Source organism: Pseudoalteromonas rubra, assembly GCF_000238295.3.
Classification (GTDB): Bacteria; Pseudomonadota; Gammaproteobacteria; order Enterobacterales; family Alteromonadaceae; genus Pseudoalteromonas; species Pseudoalteromonas rubra.
The window spans coordinates 95297-117055 of record NZ_AHCD03000026.1 but is presented as its reverse complement, the minus strand read 5'-3'; the positions used below and the strand labels follow the sequence as shown (position 1 = coordinate 117055).

General features: G+C 46.6%; 22 protein-coding genes. 11 read left to right on the top strand and 11 right to left on the bottom strand.

The window, feature by feature from the left end:
- Positions 1-5: 5 nt before the first annotated feature.
- Positions 6-920, top strand: a complete 915-nt coding sequence (locus tag PRUB_RS03205; RefSeq protein WP_010383543.1) for a hypothetical protein — start codon at positions 6-8, stop codon at positions 918-920.
- A gap of 62 nt (positions 921-982) precedes the next feature.
- Here the strand turns inward: PRUB_RS03205 and PRUB_RS03200 are convergent, their stop codons facing one another.
- Positions 983-2320, bottom strand: coding sequence for a peptidoglycan DD-metalloendopeptidase family protein (locus PRUB_RS03200; protein WP_010383542.1), 1338 nt, complete (start codon positions 2318-2320; stop codon positions 983-985).
- A 162-nt stretch (positions 2321-2482) separates the two neighbouring features.
- Here PRUB_RS03200 and tyrS point away from each other — a divergent pair, with 162 nt between their 5' ends.
- A complete protein-coding gene (gene tyrS / locus PRUB_RS03195; RefSeq protein ID WP_040644590.1) occupies positions 2483-3682 on the top strand; it encodes a tyrosine--tRNA ligase in 1200 nt (399 codons plus the stop codon).
- A gap of 56 nt (positions 3683-3738) precedes the next feature.
- Here the strand turns inward: tyrS and PRUB_RS03190 are convergent, their stop codons facing one another.
- The 4 genes from PRUB_RS03190 to folE2 form a co-directional block, all read right to left on the bottom strand.
- A complete protein-coding gene (locus PRUB_RS03190; RefSeq protein WP_021032727.1) occupies positions 3739-4689 on the bottom strand; it encodes a cobalamin biosynthesis protein CobD/CbiB in 951 nt (316 codons plus the stop codon).
- 1 nt (position 4690) lies between these two features.
- Entirely contained in the window at positions 4691-5398 is a 708-nt protein-coding gene (mtnN, locus tag PRUB_RS03185) for a 5'-methylthioadenosine/S-adenosylhomocysteine nucleosidase (RefSeq protein WP_010383539.1), read from the bottom strand.
- Between the two features lie 127 nt (positions 5399-5525).
- Positions 5526-6116, bottom strand: a complete 591-nt coding sequence (locus PRUB_RS03180) for a DUF2726 domain-containing protein (RefSeq protein ID WP_010383537.1) — start codon at positions 6114-6116, stop codon at positions 5526-5528.
- Positions 6117-6260: 144 nt separating this feature from the next.
- On the bottom strand, positions 6261-7181 hold the full coding sequence (folE2, locus tag PRUB_RS03175) for a GTP cyclohydrolase FolE2 (RefSeq protein WP_010383535.1): 921 nt from the start codon (positions 7179-7181) through the stop codon (positions 6261-6263).
- Positions 7182-7452: 271 nt separating this feature from the next.
- On the opposite strand from folE2, the gene arcB reads away from it, so the two are divergent.
- Positions 7453-9780 (top strand): aerobic respiration two-component sensor histidine kinase ArcB, encoded by a 2328-nt coding sequence (arcB, locus tag PRUB_RS03170; RefSeq protein WP_010383534.1) that lies wholly within the window; start codon positions 7453-7455, stop codon positions 9778-9780.
- 7 nt (positions 9781-9787) lie between these two features.
- On the opposite strand, the gene arcA is transcribed toward arcB, so the two are convergent.
- The 5 genes from arcA to trmB all read right to left on the bottom strand — a co-directional run bounded on the left by arcA (position 9788) and on the right by trmB (position 14761).
- Positions 9788-10507, bottom strand: coding sequence for a two-component system response regulator ArcA (gene arcA, locus PRUB_RS03165; protein ID WP_010383531.1), 720 nt, complete (start codon positions 10505-10507; stop codon positions 9788-9790).
- Positions 10508-10614: 107 nt separating this feature from the next.
- A complete protein-coding gene (locus tag PRUB_RS03160) occupies positions 10615-11142 on the bottom strand; it encodes a YfiR family protein (RefSeq protein ID WP_010383529.1) in 528 nt (175 codons plus the stop codon).
- Positions 11139-12761: an ATP-binding protein gene (locus PRUB_RS03155; protein WP_010383527.1), complete on the bottom strand. Its 1623-nt coding sequence runs from the start codon at positions 12759-12761 to the stop codon at positions 11139-11141. Before PRUB_RS03155 ends, PRUB_RS03160 begins: the two co-directional genes overlap by 4 nt.
- 187 nt (positions 12762-12948) lie before the next feature.
- Entirely contained in the window at positions 12949-13986 is a 1038-nt protein-coding gene (locus tag PRUB_RS03150) for a methyltransferase (protein WP_010383526.1), read from the bottom strand.
- 49 nt (positions 13987-14035) lie between these two features.
- Positions 14036-14761 carry a tRNA (guanosine(46)-N7)-methyltransferase TrmB gene (gene trmB / locus PRUB_RS03145; protein ID WP_010383525.1) on the bottom strand — a complete coding sequence of 242 codons (726 nt, stop codon included), beginning with the start codon at positions 14759-14761 and terminating at the stop codon, positions 14036-14038.
- 130 nt (positions 14762-14891) lie between these two features.
- On the opposite strand from trmB, the gene mutY reads away from it, so the two are divergent.
- Entirely contained in the window at positions 14892-15950 is a 1059-nt protein-coding gene (gene mutY, locus PRUB_RS03140) for an A/G-specific adenine glycosylase (RefSeq protein WP_010383524.1), read from the top strand.
- A 34-nt stretch (positions 15951-15984) separates the two neighbouring features.
- Positions 15985-16257, top strand: coding sequence for an oxidative damage protection protein (locus PRUB_RS03135; protein WP_010383523.1), 273 nt, complete (start codon positions 15985-15987; stop codon positions 16255-16257).
- Between the two features lie 55 nt (positions 16258-16312).
- Here the strand turns inward: PRUB_RS03135 and ispB are convergent, their stop codons facing one another.
- Positions 16313-17284: an octaprenyl diphosphate synthase gene (gene ispB / locus PRUB_RS03130; protein WP_010383522.1), complete on the bottom strand. Its 972-nt coding sequence runs from the start codon at positions 17282-17284 to the stop codon at positions 16313-16315.
- Between the two features lie 358 nt (positions 17285-17642).
- Here ispB and rplU point away from each other — a divergent pair, with 358 nt between their 5' ends.
- The 6 genes from rplU (at position 17643) to galU (ending at position 21692) form a co-directional block, all read left to right on the top strand.
- Positions 17643-17954 (top strand): 50S ribosomal protein L21, encoded by a 312-nt coding sequence (gene rplU, locus PRUB_RS03125; RefSeq protein WP_010383520.1) that lies wholly within the window; start codon positions 17643-17645, stop codon positions 17952-17954.
- Positions 17955-17971: 17 nt separating this feature from the next.
- Positions 17972-18229 carry a 50S ribosomal protein L27 gene (rpmA, locus tag PRUB_RS03120; protein WP_010383519.1) on the top strand — a complete coding sequence of 86 codons (258 nt, stop codon included), beginning with the start codon at positions 17972-17974 and terminating at the stop codon, positions 18227-18229.
- A 195-nt stretch (positions 18230-18424) separates the two neighbouring features.
- Complete coding sequence (gene cgtA / locus PRUB_RS03115; RefSeq protein WP_010383517.1) at positions 18425-19573, top strand: Obg family GTPase CgtA; 1149 nt, start codon at positions 18425-18427, stop codon at positions 19571-19573.
- Between the two features lie 90 nt (positions 19574-19663).
- The gene (folA, locus tag PRUB_RS03110) at positions 19664-20155 is read left to right on the top strand and encodes a type 3 dihydrofolate reductase (protein ID WP_010383516.1); all 492 of its coding nucleotides are present in this window, start codon (positions 19664-19666) and stop codon (positions 20153-20155) included.
- Between the two features lie 77 nt (positions 20156-20232).
- Positions 20233-20607: a DUF3718 domain-containing protein gene (locus PRUB_RS03105; RefSeq protein ID WP_010383515.1), complete on the top strand. Its 375-nt coding sequence runs from the start codon at positions 20233-20235 to the stop codon at positions 20605-20607.
- Between the two features lie 209 nt (positions 20608-20816).
- Positions 20817-21692, top strand: coding sequence for a UTP--glucose-1-phosphate uridylyltransferase GalU (gene galU, locus PRUB_RS03100; RefSeq protein ID WP_010383514.1), 876 nt, complete (start codon positions 20817-20819; stop codon positions 21690-21692).
- Positions 21693-21759 lie beyond the last annotated feature (67 nt).

The window sequence follows — 21759 nt, the reverse complement described above, 5'->3', positions numbered from 1 at the left end:
CAAAAATGAAAAAATCTACGATTATGTTGGCAGTGGCGGGTGTGCTGTCTGCTGCTGTTGTTGGCGCACACTTTTATGCTAATCAACAAGCAGAGTTGGTGGTACAGGAGCAAATCACACAATTTGCTGAACAATCTGAGCTGCTTATTGAGCATCAGGGGTCGTCCTACAATTTGTTCACCAACACAATAAAAGTACAGTCCTTAGAGATCAAAGATGCTGCGGAGCAACAGGTCCTGCTGAACATTGGTGAATTTAGCTTACAGGGCTATGAAGCAGATAAGGTCAGTGAGTTTACTGAAGTTAAGCTGGCCAATGTGACATTCAGCCCTGTGCTGGCAGCGGAACTGGAACAGCAATCAGCCACGCTGGCTGGTACAAGTTATGCGCTTACGTCCTCTTTACGGTATAACCCGGACAATGGCAACAGTCAGTTCAAATCTTCCGTTGAGGCGGATGGCGTAGTGGGTGTTGAGTTTAACTTCGACCTGGGCAACAGTGCAGATCTGATGGCTACTTCTCTGGAGATGCAGCAGAGCACAGAGATGACGCTGGAGCAGGAACTGCAAATGCAGAGCAAGCTGATCTCAGCGGTACAGTCACTGCAGCCACAAACCCTGACATTTGCCATTGCTGGACAGCCGAAGTTAGATGCTTTGGTGACCGAGTTGCTGGCCAACCAGGGGTTAAGTAAAGAGCAATTTCAACAGATGCTGACCATGCAACTGGCGCAGGTGCCGGTTTCTGAAGAAGCCAAGCAGGGGCTCAGTGGTTTTGCCGCTGGTCTAAATGCGCTGGAGGTCAATGTGTCGTTAGATGAGGCAATGGACTTCAATGCATTTTCTCAGCAAGTTCAGTCTCTGGCCGCTGATCCTGAGGCACTTGAAAAGTTCTTAAATCTGAAAATAACGGGCTCATAAGCCAGGTTGTTAAACAGCAAAAAGCCACCTTTCGGTGGCTTTTTTTGTATTAGAGCGTTTGATTAATTATTTAATGCCAGCATCAGCTCGCGATTACGTTCCAGCTTGGCGAGCATCTGCTGTGCAAGCGGTTTAAAGGTGGCGAGTTCAGCCGCAGGTAAAGGCTGTGACTTAGGCAGCTTGACTGTGCGCGGGTTACGGTGCACGCCATCTACCAGAAACTCATAATGCAGATGGGCACCCGTTACGCGGCCCGTTGCACCAACGGTACCAATTTTCTGGCCCTGCTTGACCTTCTGGCCTTTTTTGACATGGCGCTTATGCAGATGCAGGTACTTGGTCACATACTGACTGCCGTGCTGTATAAATACATAGTTACCATTCAGGCGGTTGAAGTCTGATTTAATGACTTTACCATTACCGGCGGATACCACAGGGGTGCCAACTCTGGCGGCGTAATCTATGCCGCGGTGTGCCGACACGCGGCCCGTGACAGGATGCAGACGGCGCGGGTTAAAGTTGGAACTAATATATTTGAAATCAACCGGTGCACGCAGGAAGGCCTTTTTCATGCTGCGGCCTTCAGGGGTGTAGAAATCGCCGTCGGAGTGACGTATCGCTGTATAACGTTCTCCCTGATTGATGAACTCAGCAGCGATGATTTTGCCAGTTCCTATCTCTTCACCATCTACAAAATGTGATTCATAGATCAAAGAGAATTGATCGCCTTTGCGAATATCGTTGGCAAAGTCGACATCCCAGCCAAAGATGTGGGCAAAGTTCATGATCTGACGCTCAGACAAGCCAGCCGTAATACCGGCTGTCCAAAAGCTGGATTTGATTTCGCCGCCGGCTGACTTTTCGACGGTTTCTATCTCTTTACTTTCGATCCGCGTGGCGTAGTTACCTTCCTCATTACGGCTGACCAGTAGTGTATCTGTTTTCGATAGCACATATTTCAGCTGTAACAATTCACCTTGTTCATTACTGGCAAAGCTCAGCACTTCACCTGGATGGATCTTGGTGAGTTTACGTGTTTCGGCGTTGGTATTGACGAGCTTATGTAGTGTTTGTGCTGAAAAGCCGGCGCGCTTAAAAATCACCGCCAGGCTGTCGCCATTGCGAACCTGGTGATCGACGAAGTCATACTGGGGGGCGTCAAGAGCCTGCGGCTGTTCGATGATTTCGGGCGCTTCACTGAGCTCTGTCAGTTGAGGTTGTTGCTCATCAACATTCAAAGGCAGCTCATAGCGCTTGCCGACTTCGAGCGCGTCTTTGTCGTGATCTCGGGAGGCTGTTGCCTTCTCAGACGGAATGAGTGCAATAGCGACCATTGCTGACAGCAAGCCCAGGATCAGCAACTTGTGTTTTTTTGGGAGTTTGTGCACTGCATGTACCATAACGTGCCTTTTCCGCTGTCAAGAATTATTGCAAATAATAGTGCAGCATATACGTAATAATGCGCAAATACCAGTCTTTTATACATTTAAACTACCCCAAATATACGCTAAAATCGAGCGATTAACTGATTAAATTGTTGGAGTGAGGTTGGCGTGACAACTGTGGACATAGATACGGCATTGGCAGAGATAAAGCGCGGTGCTGAAGAAATTCTGATTGAAGAAGATTTAAAGGAAAGGCTGAAGTCAGGCAAAAAATTGCGGATCAAAGCGGGTTTCGATCCAACAGCCCCGGATTTGCACTTGGGTCATACGGTCCTAATCAACAAGCTAAAAACTTTCCAAGACTTAGGACATGAGGTTATTTTCCTGATCGGTGATTTCACCGGCATGATAGGCGACCCTACGGGTAAAAATGTCACTCGTAAACCGCTGACCCGTGAAGATGTACTGGCTAATGCTGAAACCTATAAAGAGCAAGTGTTTAAGATACTGGATCCGGCAAAAACCACTGTGGCGTTCAATTCTGAATGGATGGAAAAATTAGGCAGTGCGGGTATGATTAAGCTTGCAGCGCGTCAAACGGTTGCGCGTATGCTTGAACGTGATGATTTCAAAAAGCGTTATGCAGGTGGTCAGTCAATTGCTATTCATGAATTCCTCTACCCGTTGGTACAGGGTTGGGATTCTGTGGCACTGGAAGCGGATGTCGAGCTCGGTGGCACCGATCAGCGCTTTAACCTGTTAATGGGCAGGGAGTTACAAAAAGAAGAAGGTCAGAAGCCGCAAACCGTACTGATGATGCCATTGTTGGAAGGCACCGATGGCGTGCAGAAGATGTCTAAGTCACTGGGTAACTATATTGGTATCACAGATGCGCCAAACGACATGTTTGGTAAAGTGATGTCGATTTCTGACGAATTGATGTGGCGTTACTACGAGTTGCTAAGCGCTAAGTCACTGGAAGAAATTGCAGGCCTTAAAGAAGAAGTGGCTGGTGGCCGTAATCCACGAGACATTAAGATTGAGTTTGCTAAAGAAATGATCGCACGTTTCCACAGCGAAGCCGATGCAGAAGCTGCACATCAGGATTTCATTAAGCGTTTCCAGAAAAATGCCCTGCCTGATGATATTCCAGAAGTAACCATCACCATTGCTGAGCCTGCGACTTTCATTACCAATGTATTAAAAGAAGCGGGCCTGGTTGCCAGCACCTCAGAAGCGATGCGTATGATTAAACAAGGCGCGGTTAAGCTTAATGGTGAAGAGAAAGTCACCGACTCTAAGCTGAGCGTTGAAAAAGGCTCTACAGCGATTTACCAGGTAGGTAAACGCAAGTTCGCCAAAATCACTGTTGAATAATCGACTGCGTTAATGAAGTGAATTCAAAGTAAGGGCGGCCATTTGGGTCGCCCTTTTTAATGGGTGAGAATATTAATGGTTAACCAGCACAGACACAGTGCGCAGAGGAAGAACCAGCGCATGGTTGCCAATAACTTGAGCATCAGGCTTATGGTCTCCGGTTCTGGCGGTCTGTCGCTGCCAATGCGCATATTGTCAAATCGCTGCTGTTGATAAAAGCGTGGCCCGGCTAGCTGGGTATTGAGGCTGGCTGCGAACAAAGCCAGGATCCAACCTGAACTGGCAGGGCGGTAGAACTGACCATAGTGTTTTAGGTAGTGGAGTGTTTTTCCGAGGTTTTGTGTCAGCGCCATCATTAAAACGAACAGCCTGACGGGCAACCACTCGAAAATCGCCAGGCTCAGTTGCAGCGGTTTAATAAATGCTGAGTCTGGTCGCATTTTGCTGCGCCAGGCGTGATCGCAGAGCAACATCAATTTATAGCTCAATGCCAGCAGGGGGCCACCGATCAGATAAAACACCATCACCAGATAGAAATGCCGCATGCCCCGCAATGCCAGGCTGTCCAGGCATGCCTTACATATGCCCATCAATGACAGTTTCTCGACATCCCGGTTTACCATAGCGCCAAGTAACTGGCGTGCGGCTGCTTTTTGCTGTTGTTTAAGTAGAATCGCAATCCGTTTTGCACGCCGTTCATGTTGGATATCGAGGCAGAAAAATAACACCAGGCCACCCAGCCACTGAGGGTAGAAAGACAAATAGCCCAGTGCGGCCAGAATAAGCAGGATAGTCAGCATTGGCAGGATATATGCCAGGCTACCGGATAGCCATTGATAGCGATTGGGCGCCTTAGGGCGATAAACTTTTTGGGCCAGGTTAGTAAACAACAGCGTCATGACGACATTGGGGTGATACAGGCTGGAGGTTCTGAATCCTATCGCGCTGAGTGTTGCCAGTAGAAAAATCAGCAAGCCCGTGTGGGCTTGCAAATGTTCAGTTAACACCTTACAGCGAAACCTGATCCAGCTTTGCCAACAGGGCAGTAACCAGCTTAGAAGAGTTTACAGAGGCAACTTCCAGGTAGGCGTCGAATGATTGCGGCGATTCTTTGCCGGCGATGTCAGACAGTGAACGGATCACAACAAATGGTGTGTGTAAAACATGACAGGCCTGAGCAATCGCGGCGCCTTCCATTTCAACCGCTAGCATGTGCGGGAAATCCTGACGCGTCTTGTCGATGCGGACTGGATCGCACATGAATGAATCACCGGTACAGATCTGACCCACTTTTGTCTGAATGTCAGTCAGTTCACCGACACTTTGCTGAGCGGCTTCAACCAGCGCAGAGTGCGCACTAAAGCCCGCTGGCATTTGCGGTACCTGACCCAATTCATAGCCAAATGCTGTGACGTCAACATCATGATGTCTTACTTCAGACGAGATCACGACGTCGCCGACGTTCAGTTCAGGATCAAAGCCGCCAGCTGAACCGGTATTGATAACGCAGTCAGGGCTGTAGTTGTCGATAAGCAGCGTTGTTGCCACTGTCGCGGCCACTTTGCCAATACCAGACTGAACCAGAGTTACTTCGTGACCACCCAGTTCGCCGTGATAAAAGGTGAAACCGCCTTTGGTTGCGGTTTGTGTATTGTTCATTGCGTCACGCAGGATCGTGACTTCCTGTTCCATCGCGCCAATAATACCTACTTTCATAATCTTCTCTTATTTTTTAACCGTGTTGCTCATTATATATCAAAACTGGCGTTAGAAAATATGGTGTTAGGCAGGTTAAGAGGTTTTGCTGTCAGCCCATGTTGGGCCGACAGTAAAGGGAGGCAGGCTAAATTTCTGCCAGTTGGGTTGCCGCAGCTTTGGCCTGAGACGGTGAAAGTACTGCAGGTTTGTAATTGCGATTGCGTGGCTTGCCCTGTGGTTCTGGTTTCTTGCCTAGTTTAAACAGGATGGCAGCCCGCACTTCAGCGCTTTTGTAACCGCTTTTTACCTTCATACGAATATGTGGGATCCCGGCTGATTCCAGCGCACCGCTGACGAACCAGTCTTTTTGCGCTTTGTGGCCATTTTTATTGGCGTTGTTAACCAGATCAACGGCAGCGACAATATTGAGCGTTTCTTTGTCAACCAGCACATAATCGAGCTGCTTGTTTTGTGCTTTGGTGATGGCAGCCCGACGCGCTTTTTTAGACAGGCCAGGTTTACACTCGATGATTTCAATCAGCTTAACCCGGCTGACAATCTTAAACTTGTCCCCTACTGACCGTTCTAACAGCTGTAAGAAGGAGGCTTCGACTGTTGTGAATACAGACTCTTTTCGATTAAACGGATAGGGATTACCGCCGTTATCCGTATATTTTGAAATAACAATGGAAGCAATAACGACCAGCGCCAGAATAGATAATAATGTTAGTTCCATAAATCACTCCACGACAACAATTTGACTTGGAGACTATTAAGCAAAGAGCGTGCCTAAAGTGACTTTTAAGGAGAGTTAAAGATTAAATACGCTCGGCGTTTTGGGACGGCCGAGCGTTTAAGAAAAGCAAATTGCCTGACTGGATCAGACGCGGTAGCCGTCTTTCAGGCCTTTTACGGCATACGCAACGGCATCGTGTGCATGCAAAGATTCGTAGTGGTTTATCTTTATATAGTAGTCTGGATAATTTTCTGCTTCAAACAAGGCTTTGAGCTTTCTGGCGGCATCTTCACAGAACATCAGGTTTTGACCGTTAAGGCGGGCAAATTCTTGCTCATCTTCACGTTTAACTGCAGCCTGTACAGGCGTTTTCAGTTCATCTTCTACCATGTTGACCAGGCCCAGGATGTCAAACTCCTGACAATGCTCATCCAGTTTGACCTTGATATTCGTCACTGAACGCTGTGAGTGCGGTGTTGCCAGGATACCTTCGGTGGTGCCTAACCAGGCGTGAACACTGGCATGATCGAGAGACTGATCGGCAAACTTTTCTTCAAAGGCGTTTTGGATCAGCTGACGGGCAAGCGCAGCAGAACAAGGACAGGTTGATGAATAAGTGACATCAACGGCTAATTCCAGATTAAACTGGCCGTTTGTCAGGTTCGCTGTGATCACAACCGGGTAGTTTTTCCAGCCTTGTTTACCACTTAATAAGGAAGCACGGCGCAGTGGTAATTCGAAATGAAACGTGACTTTAGCGCTGTGGCTCAGTCCTTCATGACTGGTGATAAAGCTATCCAGAACCGAGCGAATCGTCGCGGGTGTCAGCGTCTGCTCACAGGACAACGAGTCGAGTGCCAAAAATAACCGTGACATATGGATACCTTTCGCATCTTCTCTGTCCAGGCTGACAAACGCATCCGCTTTGGCTGTGACGGGTGTATCATTCATCCCTTTGCTGGATAACAATAAAGGTAGCTCGATATTTCCCATTCCGACCCAGTCTAGCTTACCTTCTTGTAAAGCGTCCGCAGAATGTGCAATGTCAGGCATTGAAGTTGGCATTTGAACTCTCTTAATCACGACTATCAGGGTGGGGCATGTTACACCAAAATGTCACAACTTGCCGAGCCCGTTGGAAAATTTCTGGTAAAAAAATCGCCCAAGTGTGCAAAAATTCATACGCTGATGTCGACTTTCTAAACATCAACAAAAGACACGGAATACGGGCGCTACAGAGGTTATTTTAGTTTGTGCAATGTCGCCTGCGACCTTTGGTCACTCGCTTCTGTGTTTTGGTCAGGTATAATGTAGGGGTTAACTAGGTGATTTTATTATGCTTGACTCTTCATTTGGGACTTGGGCCCGAATTTTATCGAATTTGATTAAAAACTACGGAGACCGCTGGGCGGGGGTTGTGGCCTACGCTTTTGTGCTGATCGTGTCTCTGGTGTTGGCGTGTATGTTTTACTACGTGGCGCTCGGTGAAGTCACACTGGTCAATGTGCTGTCTGTGGTGTTATTTGCCGCATTAACCTCCCCATTGCTGCTTTCTGTTGCTATCTATGCAATGCGTCAGCTCGACGCGTCAAAAGAATATCTTGAATCTGCGACACAACAAGAAAAACTGCTCAACCAGACACTCAAAGACAACATTAACCGGCTCAATAACGAAATTGACGAGCGGAAAATGGCGCTGCACGCAAAGCACCGGGCAATAGCAGAATTGCGCAAAGAAATCTCAGAGCGGCGTAAAGCTGAACAAGAGCTGGCACAACAGAGTATGTTACTGCGTAGTATCGTGGACTCCTCTCCTGACTTATTCTATTACCGTGATGAACGGGGCGTATTTGCGGGTTGCAACAAGAAGTTTGAACAAGTCATTGGCAAAACCAGTGAACAACTGATTGGCCATACGGTACAGGAAGTCTTTGGTGAGCAGGATATTCCAAGGGTACTGCAAACCGATGAGCAAGTGATAGAAACCCAGCAATCGATCAATGTTGACGTAGAATACCCGGTTGCCAACGAAAACTGCTGGTTTGAGATGCGTAAACTGCCCTTTATTAATGATGATGGGGAATATATCGGGCTGCTTGCGTTCGGTCGTGATATCACCAGTCGTAAAGAAGCTGAGCAGGCACTGGAAACGGCTTACAAAGATAAAGGGAAATTTATTGCCACTTTGAGTCACGAACTGCGCACCCCGCTCAATGGTATTGTGGGTCTGACACGTATGTTGCTGGACACTGAACTGACAAAACAACAAAAAAGCTGGTGTAACACCGTTTTCTCCAGTGCTGAAACCTTAGGTAATATCTTTAACGACATTATCGATCTGGACAAGATTGACAGAGAACAGCTGGATATTGCTACAGACAGCATCAATGTGTCGGACTTTATCAATGATGTTGTCAACTTTGCGGGCTTGATAGCGGAACAAAAAGCCCTTGAGTTCAACATCAAGCGCTCCGGTATGCTGGATATCTATGCTTTATTAGATCCGACTCGTTTGCGCCAGGTGTTGTGGAACCTGATCAACAACGCCGTGAAATTTACCCACCGAGGTGGTGTTACCCTGGAGTGTCGCCGCGAAAACCGTGCAGATGGGCCCTGGTTGTCTATCAGTGTGATCGATACTGGGGTGGGGATCCCTTCTGATCAACAAGACCGCATTTTTGACATGTATTACAAAGCGCCTGATGCCAGTGGTAATAATGCCATTGGTTCTGGCATTGGCCTGGCGGTGACAAAAGCGCTGGTACATGCCATGAAAGGTACGATTCATGTCAGCAGCATGCAAGGAGAGGGGAGCCGCTTTGATGTGGAGCTACCTTTAGAGCTCTGCTCAGCGCCAAACGAGCAAAGCTATGCGGGCCGTAGCCTTTACATTTTGTTGGTAGAAGATGTGCCACTGAATGCTGAAATTGCCACTAACTTGCTAGAACAGCGTGGACACGAGGTGGTCTGGGCAGAAACCGGGGAAGATGCCTTGTCGATGGTTGAAACTGAGGACGAGCTGGATCTGATCCTGCTTGATATGCAGCTGCCAGATATCAATGGTGATGAGGTTGCGCGGCAGATCCGCGCCGATAGCCATTTTGACGAGTTACCGATTGTGGCGTTGACGGCCAATGTGCGGAGCGCAGAGCAAGAGCTGCAAGGCATTGACATTCAGGGCGCACTAGCAAAACCGATCAACACCACAAAGCTGGACAAGATGCTTGCGGAGCTGTTTGGGATAGAAGCAAGCAAAGACAAACAAGCTTCGCCTCAGTCTGAGCCTTTGCAATTGAGTGAGCAAGAGCAGGCTTTACTGGATGTGGAGACAATCACTGATTTTGTATCATCTATGGGTATAGAGCCCTTTAAGCGCAGCTGTGACTTATTTGCCCGCCTTAACCCGACTTATTACAAAGAGCTGGATGAGGCTAATCAAAATGCGGATACTGAGACTTATGTGTCTGTGGCACATAAACTCAAAGGCGCCGCAGGATCTGTTGGTCTGCAAAATGTGCAATTACATGCTAAAACGATGGAACTGGAAGGTGCTCAGGTAGACACAGAGCAGCGTGCAGGTTGGCTGGATGAACTGGAAGTGAAAATAAGAGAAGGGCAATCTGCCCTTCACTCATTAATTGCAAAGCTCGCTGAAAACTCGTAACGCAAACTTATTGGCTATCGATCTTACCGATGAAGCGGTAGCCTTCACCATGGATGGTGCTGATCAGTTCAGGCGTGTTGTTGTCGGTTTCAAAGTGCTTACGGATACGACGAATAGTAACGTCTACCGTTCTGTCGTTGGCACGCAGCTCACGACCTGTCATGTGCTTGATCAGCTGCTCACGACTGAAGATACGACCCGGTGAGTCCAGCATAAGACGCAGTGCACGGTATTCGCCCTTCGGCAAACGTTTTGCTTCACCTGTAGGTGAAGTTAGGCAGCGGCTATTCTCATCCAGTTCCCAACCGTTAAATGTAATGACGCCATTGCTGTCAATACTAGACTCCTCCGGGCTTGAGCCGGTACGAGTGATCAGGTTGCGCACGCGGATTGTAAGTTCACGTGGGTTGAAAGGCTTGGTGACATAGTCGTCGGCACCGATCTCCAGACCAAGAATACGGTCGACATCGTTGTCACGACCGGTCAAGAAAATAAGACCGATGTTTTTCTTCTGGCGTAACTCACGAGCCAGGATAAGGCCATTTTTACCAGGCAGGTTAATATCCATGATCACACAGTTGACATCGTCGTTTGACGTCAATTTTTCATGCATATCATCGCCATCAATGGCTTCAATTACCTTATAACCTTCGGCTTCAAATAAACTAACGAGGTTCAGTCGAGTTACGTCTTCATCCTCAACAATTAGAATGACTGGCGTTTGCATTATTAATTAACCTTTTCGGAATATTGTATTTACAAAATCATCGGCGTTATATAATAAAACCGAATGTTAACGATTATAGGAGTATATTCAATTGTTAACAAGTAAAATCAGTTAGGATAAAACTTGGAGACGGCAAGCAACCGGGAAAGCACTTTAAAGTTGTGCTGAGTGACTTCTTGCTTATTTATATACAGCCTTATCTTACTCCCTTCCTGGACCAAGGACGCAATCCCACCCCCTTCCAAAAATTCGATACTTTCGCCCACAGTTACCATACTTAGGGCCATTGTATCGGTCCAAGCGGGCAGTATATCATCTTCCAATGTTTCATCAATGTATGTGATATCACATCTTTGGGAAAGTTCCCGCAGAGAGTCAGACTTTTTTACTTCTATTATTTCAATCGGCTTCAAACGTATTTTTAAGGTACGGTTACTATATAAAACAGCACCTGGTCCATTTTTTATGTCATAAAAACAAAACCGAGTCGTTTTCTTATTCTTTTGCTCAGGAAAATCAATGAACTTTGCCATTTGATATAAAAAGGCCGAACGGATTTCTTCGGGCGATTTCGCATAACTAAACGTAGAAAAAAGTGAAAGACAGCAAAAAATAAATAGGTACATAAATCTCATTGTGTACCTCCTTTCAGAGGCAAACTGATCACAAATTGAGTACCTGATTTATAGTCTTCCTGCAGTGTGATGCTCCCACCCAGTGCCTGAGTGACCAGGTTATACACTAAGTGCATGCCCAAACCACTACCACCTTCTCCCCGGCGTGTGGTAACAAATGGGTCAAATATGCGCTTTTTGATGGCATTTGGCACGCCGATACCATTGTCGCTGTATACAATCGTTAATTGCTGATCTTCTCTGTTCACTTTTATAGCAATTTCGTTATTTTCATTGCTGGTAAATCCGTGTAACAGGGAGTTTGAGAACAATTGTTCAAACACCTGTTGCAGCAAGCCTGACTTACTTCTGATGGTGAGTTCCTCAGGACAGTCCAGGTGAATTTGTGGCGCTTTGAGCTCCAGTTCGGTGCGCATTGCACCCATTACAGCATTGAGTAGTTTAGTAATATTGACGTCCGAATTGATCTCTATATCCTGACTGACCGCGACTTTCTTAAAACTGGAGATCAAATCTGCAGCCCGATTGAGGTTACGATAAATGAGATCCAGATTCTCAATCCCTTCTTTGATGAATCGTTCCAGTTGTTTAGAGGTGAGCGTTTTTTGCTGGAAGGCTACTTCAATATCACTGAGTTTATCGCGTAATAATGTCGATCCTGTGACGCCCAGCCCAATAGGCGTATTAACCTCATGCGCTACCCCAGCGACCATCTGACCTAGTGATGCCATCTTTTCATTTTCAACTATCTGGTTCTGATACTGGTGCATACGTTCGAGCGTATTGAGCAATTCCTGGTTTGCTTCTCTGAGTGCGATGGTTCGTTGATTGACTTTCTCTTCCAGGCTCTGGTTGAGCTGTTTTATTTCCAGCTTGTCTGCCTGATGGCGCTCAAGTTGATTTTGCGTCCGGGTCAGCATGATATTGAGGTTGTTCGCGAGGATATTAATTTCCTCTATGTCGCTTTTCTCCGCCCGGGTGGCATAGTTATGATTCTTTGAAACGTCCTGCAATAGCACAGATAATGATTCTATCGGGCTGGCAATCCGCTTTTGGATCCCTCGGGCAACAAACATCACCAGTACCAGTACAAACAGAGTCAGAGCGATATCGACCAGTATTTTTCGGTTGATGTATTCGGCCAGATGCTCAAGCCCACCGCGCAGGTATACGTAACCTTCAATGTTACCTTCATATTCAACGGGCAAAATCAGTTCGATATAGTCTTCGGAAATTTTTGGGGTTCGGAGTTCCTCTATCTGATTGACCTTGAGCGGCACGGGTGGTGTTTTACTGGCATTGTAGCTGGTGAAAAAGACGGGCCGATTAGTGACGTCATCGATGGCATAGATGTGGATGTTTTTCACCAGTTCGACTTTATCAAATGATTTGAGCCGCTTTTCTTCCGTTTTTCTGTCGTCAAAAATCAGCGTTACCTGAGCGTTAAATGCAATGATCTCGGCGATCATTTCCAGCTTATTAATGATCAGCTGCTTTTGCTTTTTAACATCGAGATAGGTTGAAATTGAGATAGACAGGGACAAAGACAGCGCCGTTACTAGCATGACGGCACTGATCAGCACTTTTCTTATACTTGTTTTTGTTGCGTATTTACCCATTGGGAGACCACAAATCCCGCTTGCCTGCTATTCACTCACTTTAGTTTAGCAGTATAGAACACAAAAAAGCTCACATTTTACGAAACGATTCAGCACTTTGCTGGCCAGCGGCGGTTTAACAGTCGGTGCAGGCAGGCGCAACAAGATAAATATGGCCAGTTCATAGTGATATTGAACTGGCCGACACTTAATTTTTGCGGGCCTGATAAACGGCAAATTTGGTATTTTTGGCCAGTGTATTGCACTGTCCAAAGCGTGCTTCAATGAGTGGAGGGTACTTCAGAAAGCTATTCGCAACAATGTGTAGTTGTGATCCTTTACCCATGTGATCGGCCACACCTTTGATAAACCCTTCGGCAATATCATAGTCAGTTTTAATACCCGTGTGAAAAGGCGGGTTACTGATAATGGCATCAAAACGACCCTGCAATTGTCTTAGGCCGTCACTGAGCACCAGTTCAGCCTCATGGCCATTCAAGTGCAAAGTTTGTTCACAGGCATAAAGGGCCAGCGCATTCACATCCAGGCAGCTGAAGCGCACTTTAGGTGACTGATTAAGCACAAAAGTGGCGATGATCCCGGCACCACATCCAAAGTCGAGCATACATCCCTTGGCGGGCAGTTCAAGATGCTCCAACAATAACTTAGTACCGACATCCAACTTGCCATGATTAAACACGCCCGGAACACTGACAGCATCAAACTGCTGCCCGGCAACGTTAATGCTAAATGTGTGCTGATAGCTGGCAATGTCAAATTGCGCCAACGGTTGCAACTGGGCAAACTCATATAAAATGCAATGTTTAGCGCTGTCCAGCTTGTAATGCGCCTCACATTTGTCCTGCAGCTGCTTTTCAGCAGATTTAACGCCGCCTTTGTTTTCTCCGACTACCAGTAAGCGAGTTTGCTCAGAGCATAAAGCACGAATATTGTCGAACATCATCTGTGCTTCTGGTTTAGATTTCGGATAGTAATAAATGACCAGGTCAATATTGTCGAGTGCGGGCAGGCTATGTGACACATAACTGGTAATATCAGTTACCTTGTCGGCAATCTGATGAGCGGCAAAGTCATAACTGAATGCGCTGATATTTGCCTGCGGATTCAATTGCTTTAGTTCTGACAAAAAGCCATCGCGTTGGTGATTGATCACCAAGATTTGCTGGCCTGTCAGTTCTTCTTCATTGCGCAGGAGTAATAAACTGGGGTTGGTTAATTTTTGCATCTGAGATCCAGAAAAGGCGGGGCAGGTTGCCCCGAAAAGCAATGACAGATCAGGCTGTACGTTCGAACATCAGATCCCAAACACCATGACCGAGACGATGGCCGCGTTGTTCAAACTTGGTTAGTGGGCGGAAGTCAGGACGTGGCACATAATCATTGTTGTCAGACTGGTTTGCAAATCCTGGTGCGGCCTGCATGACTTCGAGCATGTGCTCTGCATAGTTTTCCCAGTCGGTTGCCATGTGGAATACACCACCAATTCGTAGTTTAGTGCGCAGTTTCTCGACAAACTCGGCCTGCACGATGCGACGTTTATGGTGACGTTTTTTATGCCATGGGTCCGGGAAGAATAGCTGCAGCTTGGCCAGGCTGGCGTCCGGGATGCAATCTGCCAGTACCTCAACGGCATCGTGCTCAAATACGCGCAAGTTAGTGACACCTTGTTCATCCGCTTCCATTAGACAGGCACCCACACCCGGGCGATGTACTTCAATGCCAATAAAGTTTTGTTCAGGCGCATTTTTAGCCATTGCTACCAGCGATTTACCCATACCAAAGCCAATCTCAACGACGACATCATTGTCGTTGCCAAACACCTCGGTAAAGTCCAGGCGACCCTGAGCATGCTCCAGGCCCATCGTTGCCCAGCATTTTTCAATGGCGGCAGCTTGCCCTTTGGTCAGGCGGCCTTCGCGTTTTACAAAGCTGCGTACTTTGCGAATGTATTTGCCTTCCTGTTCGGCTTGTTCCAGAGCGGTTTTACTCGATTCGTTCATGGTCTTCATCTTCGGTGTAAAAAATGGGCGCACATTATCGCTATTCACAGCGCCAAGTACAAGAGCTTGACCTTTGAAAAAAGCTTCATACACTGGCGCGTGTATTAGCAAGTAAAAGCAGAGTCTAGCAATGACAGTAAATAATGAGCAGGCCCAATGGTTTGCCAAACAGGTTGTCGATTGGTACCAGTTACATGGGCGTAAAACCTTGCCCTGGCAGCTTGAGAAGACCCCGTATAAGGTCTGGGTATCTGAGGTGATGTTGCAGCAAACTCAGGTGGTTACCGTGATCCCATATTTCGAGCGTTTTATGGCGCGTTTCCCAACCATCATAGATCTGGCCGATGCGCCGGAAGATGAGGTGTTACATCACTGGACGGGACTTGGGTATTACGCACGCGCGCGAAACTTACATAAAACGGCCAAAATAGTCCGCGATGAATATCAGGGCAAGTTTCCGCAAACATTAGAAGCGGTGATGGCCTTACCTGGAATTGGCCGTTCAACAGCCGGGGCTGTACTCTCTTTGTCTTTGGGTCAGGCACACCCCATTCTGGATGGCAATGTAAAACGTGTATTGGCACGTTTTTTCATGGTGGAAGGCTGGTACGGCGTCAAAAAGGTCGAAAACCATTTATGGGCCCTAACCGATGCACTGACACCGAAAGATCGTGTTTCAGAATATAACCAGGCGATGATGGATTTAGGAGCGAGTCTGTGTAGCCGTAGTAACTTTGACTGTGAGGCATGCCCTTTAGTCAGTCGTTGTCAGGCGTATCAACAGGGCAGAGTGAAAGAGTTTCCTAATTCTAAGCCGAAAAAAGCCAAGCCGAAGAAAGCTACATATCATCTGATAGTGCGGGCTGATGATAAAGTACTCATGGAGAAGCGCCCAAGTAGCGGCATTTGGGGTGGTTTGTTTGGTTTTTTTGAATTCAGTGAATTAACAGAGCTGGAAACTTTTTTGGCACAACAAGGATTATCGGGTAGTCAGCAAACGTTGTCGCCATTTGTGCATATATTTACGCATTTTGAGCTGACTATTACGCCTGTGGTTGTCGAATTAGATACAACGCCGGATTGTGTCCACGATAATCCGCTCTTGTGGTATGAGTTGGCACAGCCTGCTGAAGTGGGTTTAGCAGCACCGACTAAAAAGTTGGTTAAAGTCTTAAAGGCAATGGGGTAAACTTAGCTACAACAAATGTATAAAGGGTAAAGAGATGGCACGTACCGTATTTTGTCAAAAGTTACAAAAAGAAGCTCCAGGGTTAGATTTTCAACTTTATCCTGGAGAAGTTGGCGAACGCATCTTCAATAACATCAGTAAAGAAGCGTGGCAGCAGTGGCAGCATAAGCAGACTATGCTGATCAACGAAAAGCACTTGAATATGATGGATCCTGAACATCGTCAACAACTGGAAGAGCAAATGGTAGGTTTTTTGTTTGAAGGTAAAGATGTTGAAATCGAAGGTTACCGTCCAAAAGACGCATAACCTAGTTGATTAAAAAAGGCTGCCCGGCAGCCTTTTTTAATGTCTCATTATCGCCTTAGTAGCTGCGTTCAACAGCGAGTTTTGCCAATGAAATCAGGGCCGTTTTATGCTCTGATTCGGCCAGAACGCTGAGTTGTTCAATGGCTTTTTGCGACTCTGTTCTTGCGCGTTCCATGGTATGCTCCAGCGCTTCTGTTTGCTCAAGCGTGGCCAGAATCTCCGTCAGGTTATCGAGCCCGTTACCATTGGCAATGGCATCGCGGATCTGTGCAACCTGGGCTTCACTGCCGTGGCGCATTGCATAAATTAACGGCAGTGTTGGCTTGCCTTCGGCCAAGTCATCACCGATGTTTTTACCAAGCTGCTCAGCGTTGGCACTGTAGTCGAGGACATCGTCTACGAGTTGAAAAGCAGTGCCTAAGTGCATGCCATACAATTTAAGTGCTTCTTTGGTCTCTGCTGATTGATCTAATACAACAGCCGGCAGCATAGTTGCCGCTTCGAATAATTTGGCTGTTTTACTGTAAATCACCTGCATGTAGCTTTGTTCAGTTGTATCCGGATCATTACAGTTCATCAGCTGTAATACTTCACCTTCAGCAATCACGTTGGTTGCATCAGCGAGGATCTGCATCACTTCCATATTTTCCAGTCCGACCATCAACTGAAATGAACGCGTGTATATAAAGTCACCAACCAAAACACTTGCGGCATTACCAAATTCAGCGTTGGCAGTTGGTTCACCACGACGCAGAGCAGACTCGTCAACCACATCATCATGCAGCAAGGTTGCGGTGTGGATAAATTCTATGATGGTCGCCAGTGTAATGTGCTTATCGCCCTGATACCCCAGTGCTTTGGCCACCAAAAGAGCCAGCATAGGGCGGATACGTTTGCCACCACTATTGACTATATATAAGCCAAGTTGATTAACCAGTGCGACGTCAGATTGCATTTGGTCGCTGATAAGTCGATTAACGGCAAGCATGTCTTGCTCAATCAATCTCTGGATCGCTTTGATATCCATAACGCTCCGAGCTAAAGCCTCATTCAGGGATGTTCGAGCCGCAAGTGTACATTAAAATTCACCGTGACTCGATAACTTGCCGTAATAGAGGTTAAAAAATCAGTGCTTTTGTATGTTTTTTGCACTTGCAGGCTGTTTCTGATCAGAATTCCAGTGTTGAAAAGCAAAAAAAGAGCTTGGCTTATCACACCTATTCGTTAGAATAAATGAAAATATTATTACGCCCTCAAGTTAGCTATTTTTTATTCATTTATTTGCGATCTAGGGCTTGCGCGAAGTAGCACATTAGCGTAAACTTCGCGCCCTATTGAAGAATATTAAGTTGCGTCGATTTGAGGGCGCACAGACGGAGTTAATTATGTACGCGGTTTTCCAAAGTGGTGGTAAACAGCACCGTGTGACTGAAGGTCAAACAATTCGTCTAGAGAAACTAGACGTTGAGACTGGTGCATCAATTGAATTTGATTCAGTACTTCTTGTAGCTGATGGTGAAAAAATCGAGATCGGTGCGCCGTTCGTAAACGGTGGTAAGATTACAGCTGAAGTTGTATCTCACGGTCGTGGCGAGAAAATTAAGATCGTTAAATTTAGACGTCGTAAGCATTCTCGTAAGCAGATGGGCCACCGTCAGTGGTTCACTGAAGTTAAAATCACTGGCATTAGCGCTTAATTTAGAGGTACAGAAAGATGGCACATAAGAAGGCAGCTGGTAGTACTCGTAACGGTCGCGATTCAGAAAGTAAACGCTTAGGTGTTAAGCGTTTCGGTGGTGAATCTGTACTAGCGGGTAACATCATTGTTCGTCAACGTGGTACTAAGTTCCACGCTGGTACTAACGCAGGTATCGGTAAAGACCACACAATCTTCGCAAAAGCAGACGGTAAAGTTGTTTTTGAGCAGAAAGGTCCTTTAAACCGTAAATACGTTAGCATCATTGCTGAGTAATCGGTAAAAAGAATACTGAAAAACCCCGCTTAGGCGGGGTTTTTTGTTTTTATAGAGCAGAGCCTGAATTTTGCTCTAACCTTATTCCTGTCAAATACGCGCCACAGACCGGTAGTTAGGCATTTGCCCATGCTGATCAAGCCGCTATGAACTTGCTATAATAGCAGGTGCTGAACAACCAGTAAGAGAGTAACCATGAAGTTTGTCGATGAAGTAGAGATCCGCGCGGAAGCCGGAGACGGTGGAAGCGGTGTCGTTTCATTTCGCCGCGAAAAATTTGTACCCGACGGTGGCCCTGATGGGGGCGACGGCGGAGACGGAGGTAGCGTTTATCTTGAAGCAGACGAAAACCTTAATACCCTGATCGATTATCAGTTTGAGCGTTTCCATCGTGCTGAGCGAGGCACCAATGGTCATGGCCGTAATATGACGGGTAAAAAGGGCACCGACTTAATCCTGAAAGTACCCGAAGGGACGCGCGTGACTGACGTTGATACGCAGGAATGTCTGGGTGACTTGACTAAGCATGGACAAAAACTACTGGTCGCTAAAGGCGGTTATCATGGTTTAGGTAACACACGCTTTAAATCGAGCACAAACCGTGCGCCAAGACAAAAAACACTGGGAACGCCTGGCGAGGTGCGCAATCTGAAGCTGGAGCTGATGCTGCTGGCCGATGTTGGGTTGCTAGGTTTGCCCAATGCAGGTAAATCAACCTTTATTCGCAGTGTGTCGGCGGCAAAGCCTAAAGTGGCAGATTACCCATTCACGACTTTAGTGCCTAACCTGGGGGTGGTACGTGCAGAAGCAAACAAATCGTTCGTGATTGCCGACATTCCGGGTTTGATTGAAGGCGCATCAGATGGTGCTGGCCTGGGGATCCGCTTCCTGAAGCACCTGGAGCGTTGCCGTGTGTTGCTGCACGTTGTCGACGTCATGCCAGTCGATGGCACAGACCCAGTTGATAACGCGTTTGCAATCATTAATGAGCTGCATCAGTACAGCCCTAAGCTGGCTAACAAGCCGCGGTGGTTGGTGCTGAATAAAATCGACCTGCTTGCAGAGGATGAATTAGAAGAGGTTTGTCAGCGTATTGCCGAAGAGCTGGATGCTGAACATGTGTACCGTATCTCCGCTGCCAATAAGTTTAATACACAGCAGTTATGTTACGACATTCAGGGTCTGCTGGATAGCATGCCACGCGATAAGTTCGAAGAGCAGGAGCAAGAAGAAGTCGAGTTTAAGTGGGATACTTATCACCGCCAGGCAACTCAGGATAACGATGATGACTGGGATGACTGGGACGAAGATGACTACGACGTAGAAGTCGTCTACGAAAGATAAGCGCAATCCGCATTAGTGTCTGACTAAGCGGGTTGGTACAAAAAGGGCCTTTGGCCCTTTTTTAGTATAAAAGTATGAGTGGAGTGTATTGTGATAATATCAATGATTGCAGCGATGGCAAATGGACGTATCATTGGCGATGATAACGCTATGCCCTGGCATCTACCGGCTGACTTGAAACATTTTAAAGCCGTCACCTTGAATAAACCTGTGGTTATGGGGCGCAAAACATTCGAATCTATTGGTCGTCCTCTGCCTGGCAGACGAAACATTGTAATTAGTCGAAACCAAAATTACTGTGCTGAAGGCATTGAGGTCGTTTCATCACCACAAGATGCTTTGGCTTTGGTTGACGGGTGTGAGGAAGTTATGATCATTGGAGGTGGAAATATTTATGAACAGTTTCTACCCTTAAGTAATCGGCTTTATTTAACATACATCGACTTGGAAGTTTCTGGCGACACGCGCTTTCCTGACTACACTCAGGCCGGTGAGTGGCAAGAAATCGCAAGCGAAGCATATGAAGCAGATGAGAAAAATTTGTATAGTTATAAGTTCGTAACTCTAAATAAAGGAATATAACTTTGTTGCTAACAATTGTATTGGTTGATACAATATTGAGCGTTTGTTCTTACGAAAAAAGTACTAGGTGATTGGTGATGAAAGTAATTCCTTTAGTTATTGGTGTGAGTCTTGGCGTTTCGGCATTAACCGTAAGTTTTGCGAGCAAAGCAAACGATCAGTTAGCAGTGTCTTTGTGTGAATATATTGCGGCTGACGACAAAAGACGTATCCGCAGCACGCTAAAGAGCTCACGGGTTAAAATCCGTAACGTATACGATTCAGTTCAGTGTAATGGTAACAACATGCTACGTCATGCAATCGCTAACAATGCGGTAGATGCGGGCGAGTTTATCGTCAAAAGCTTACCTAAAAGCGCATTATCTGATGGCGCTGACATCGCCTGGGCTGAGAGCAACGGCCATGGTGGTTCAGCTTTGATCGCAGCCATTAAAAAGCGTGCTGGTCTGTAAGAATTCTATCGGACTTAGCGTCTGATAATATTAAAGTATTTGAAAATGCCCGACACTGTTAGTGAGCGGGCATTTTTTGTTGGTGCAAGTATGAAAGGGATATGACTAAACTTGCACTAACAGCGTATTATATTAAAATAGTCTGTCACGTGGTTACTTATTAATGGTGGGAAAATATTCCGCCATCTCAATGCAATAATGGATGATCTATGAAAGCAGTAATACCTGTCGCAGGACTTGGTACGCGCATGTTACCTATGACGAAGGCTATCCCCAAGGAGATGTTGCCTGTTGTCGATAAACCTCTCATTCAATACATCGTAAAAGAGTGTGCAGCTGCAGGCATTTCGGAAATTGTACTGGTTACTCACTCTTCGAAGAATGCGATTGAGAACCACTTTGATACCAGTTTTGAACTGGAAGCGACACTGGAAATGCGGGTTAAGCGTACTTTGCTTGAAGAGGTCCGTTCAATTTGTCCGGAAGGTGTTACTATCATGCATGTGAGACAGGGCGAGGCAAAAGGGCTTGGTCATGCGGTATTGTGCGCAAAGCCTATTGTTGGTGATGATGATTTTGTGGTTGTTTTGCCTGATGTGATTCTGGATGAATATACGGCAGATCAAAGCAAAGAAAATCTGGCAGCCATGGTTCAGCGCTTCTCAGATACTAAGCTAAGTCAGATCATGCTTGAACCGGTACCACAGCAAGACGTGAATAAATATGGCATTGCGGACATCCAGGGCGTTGAACTTTCACCAGGTGAGAGTGCACCAATCAATCATATGGTCGAAAAGCCGCCTGTTGATAAAGCGCCTTCCAACTTAGCCGTTGTTGGTCGTTATGTTTTATCACGTAATATCTGGCCTCTGCTGGAACGCACACCTTTGGGAGCAGGAGGCGAGATCCAGTTGACTGACGCGATTGATATGCTGATGGAAAGTGAAACTGTTGAAGCGTTTCACATGAGTGGCCGGGCACATGACTGCGGTGATAAGTTGGGTTATCTGAAAGCCATCGTTGAATACGCAATGCGTGATGAAAAACTAGGCAAAGACTTCAGTGAGTTTGTAAAGGCACTGTAACCTTACCTTTTATGATATGACAGCCCGACATAACGTCGGGTTTTTTGTGCCTGGTATTCAGTTCAGG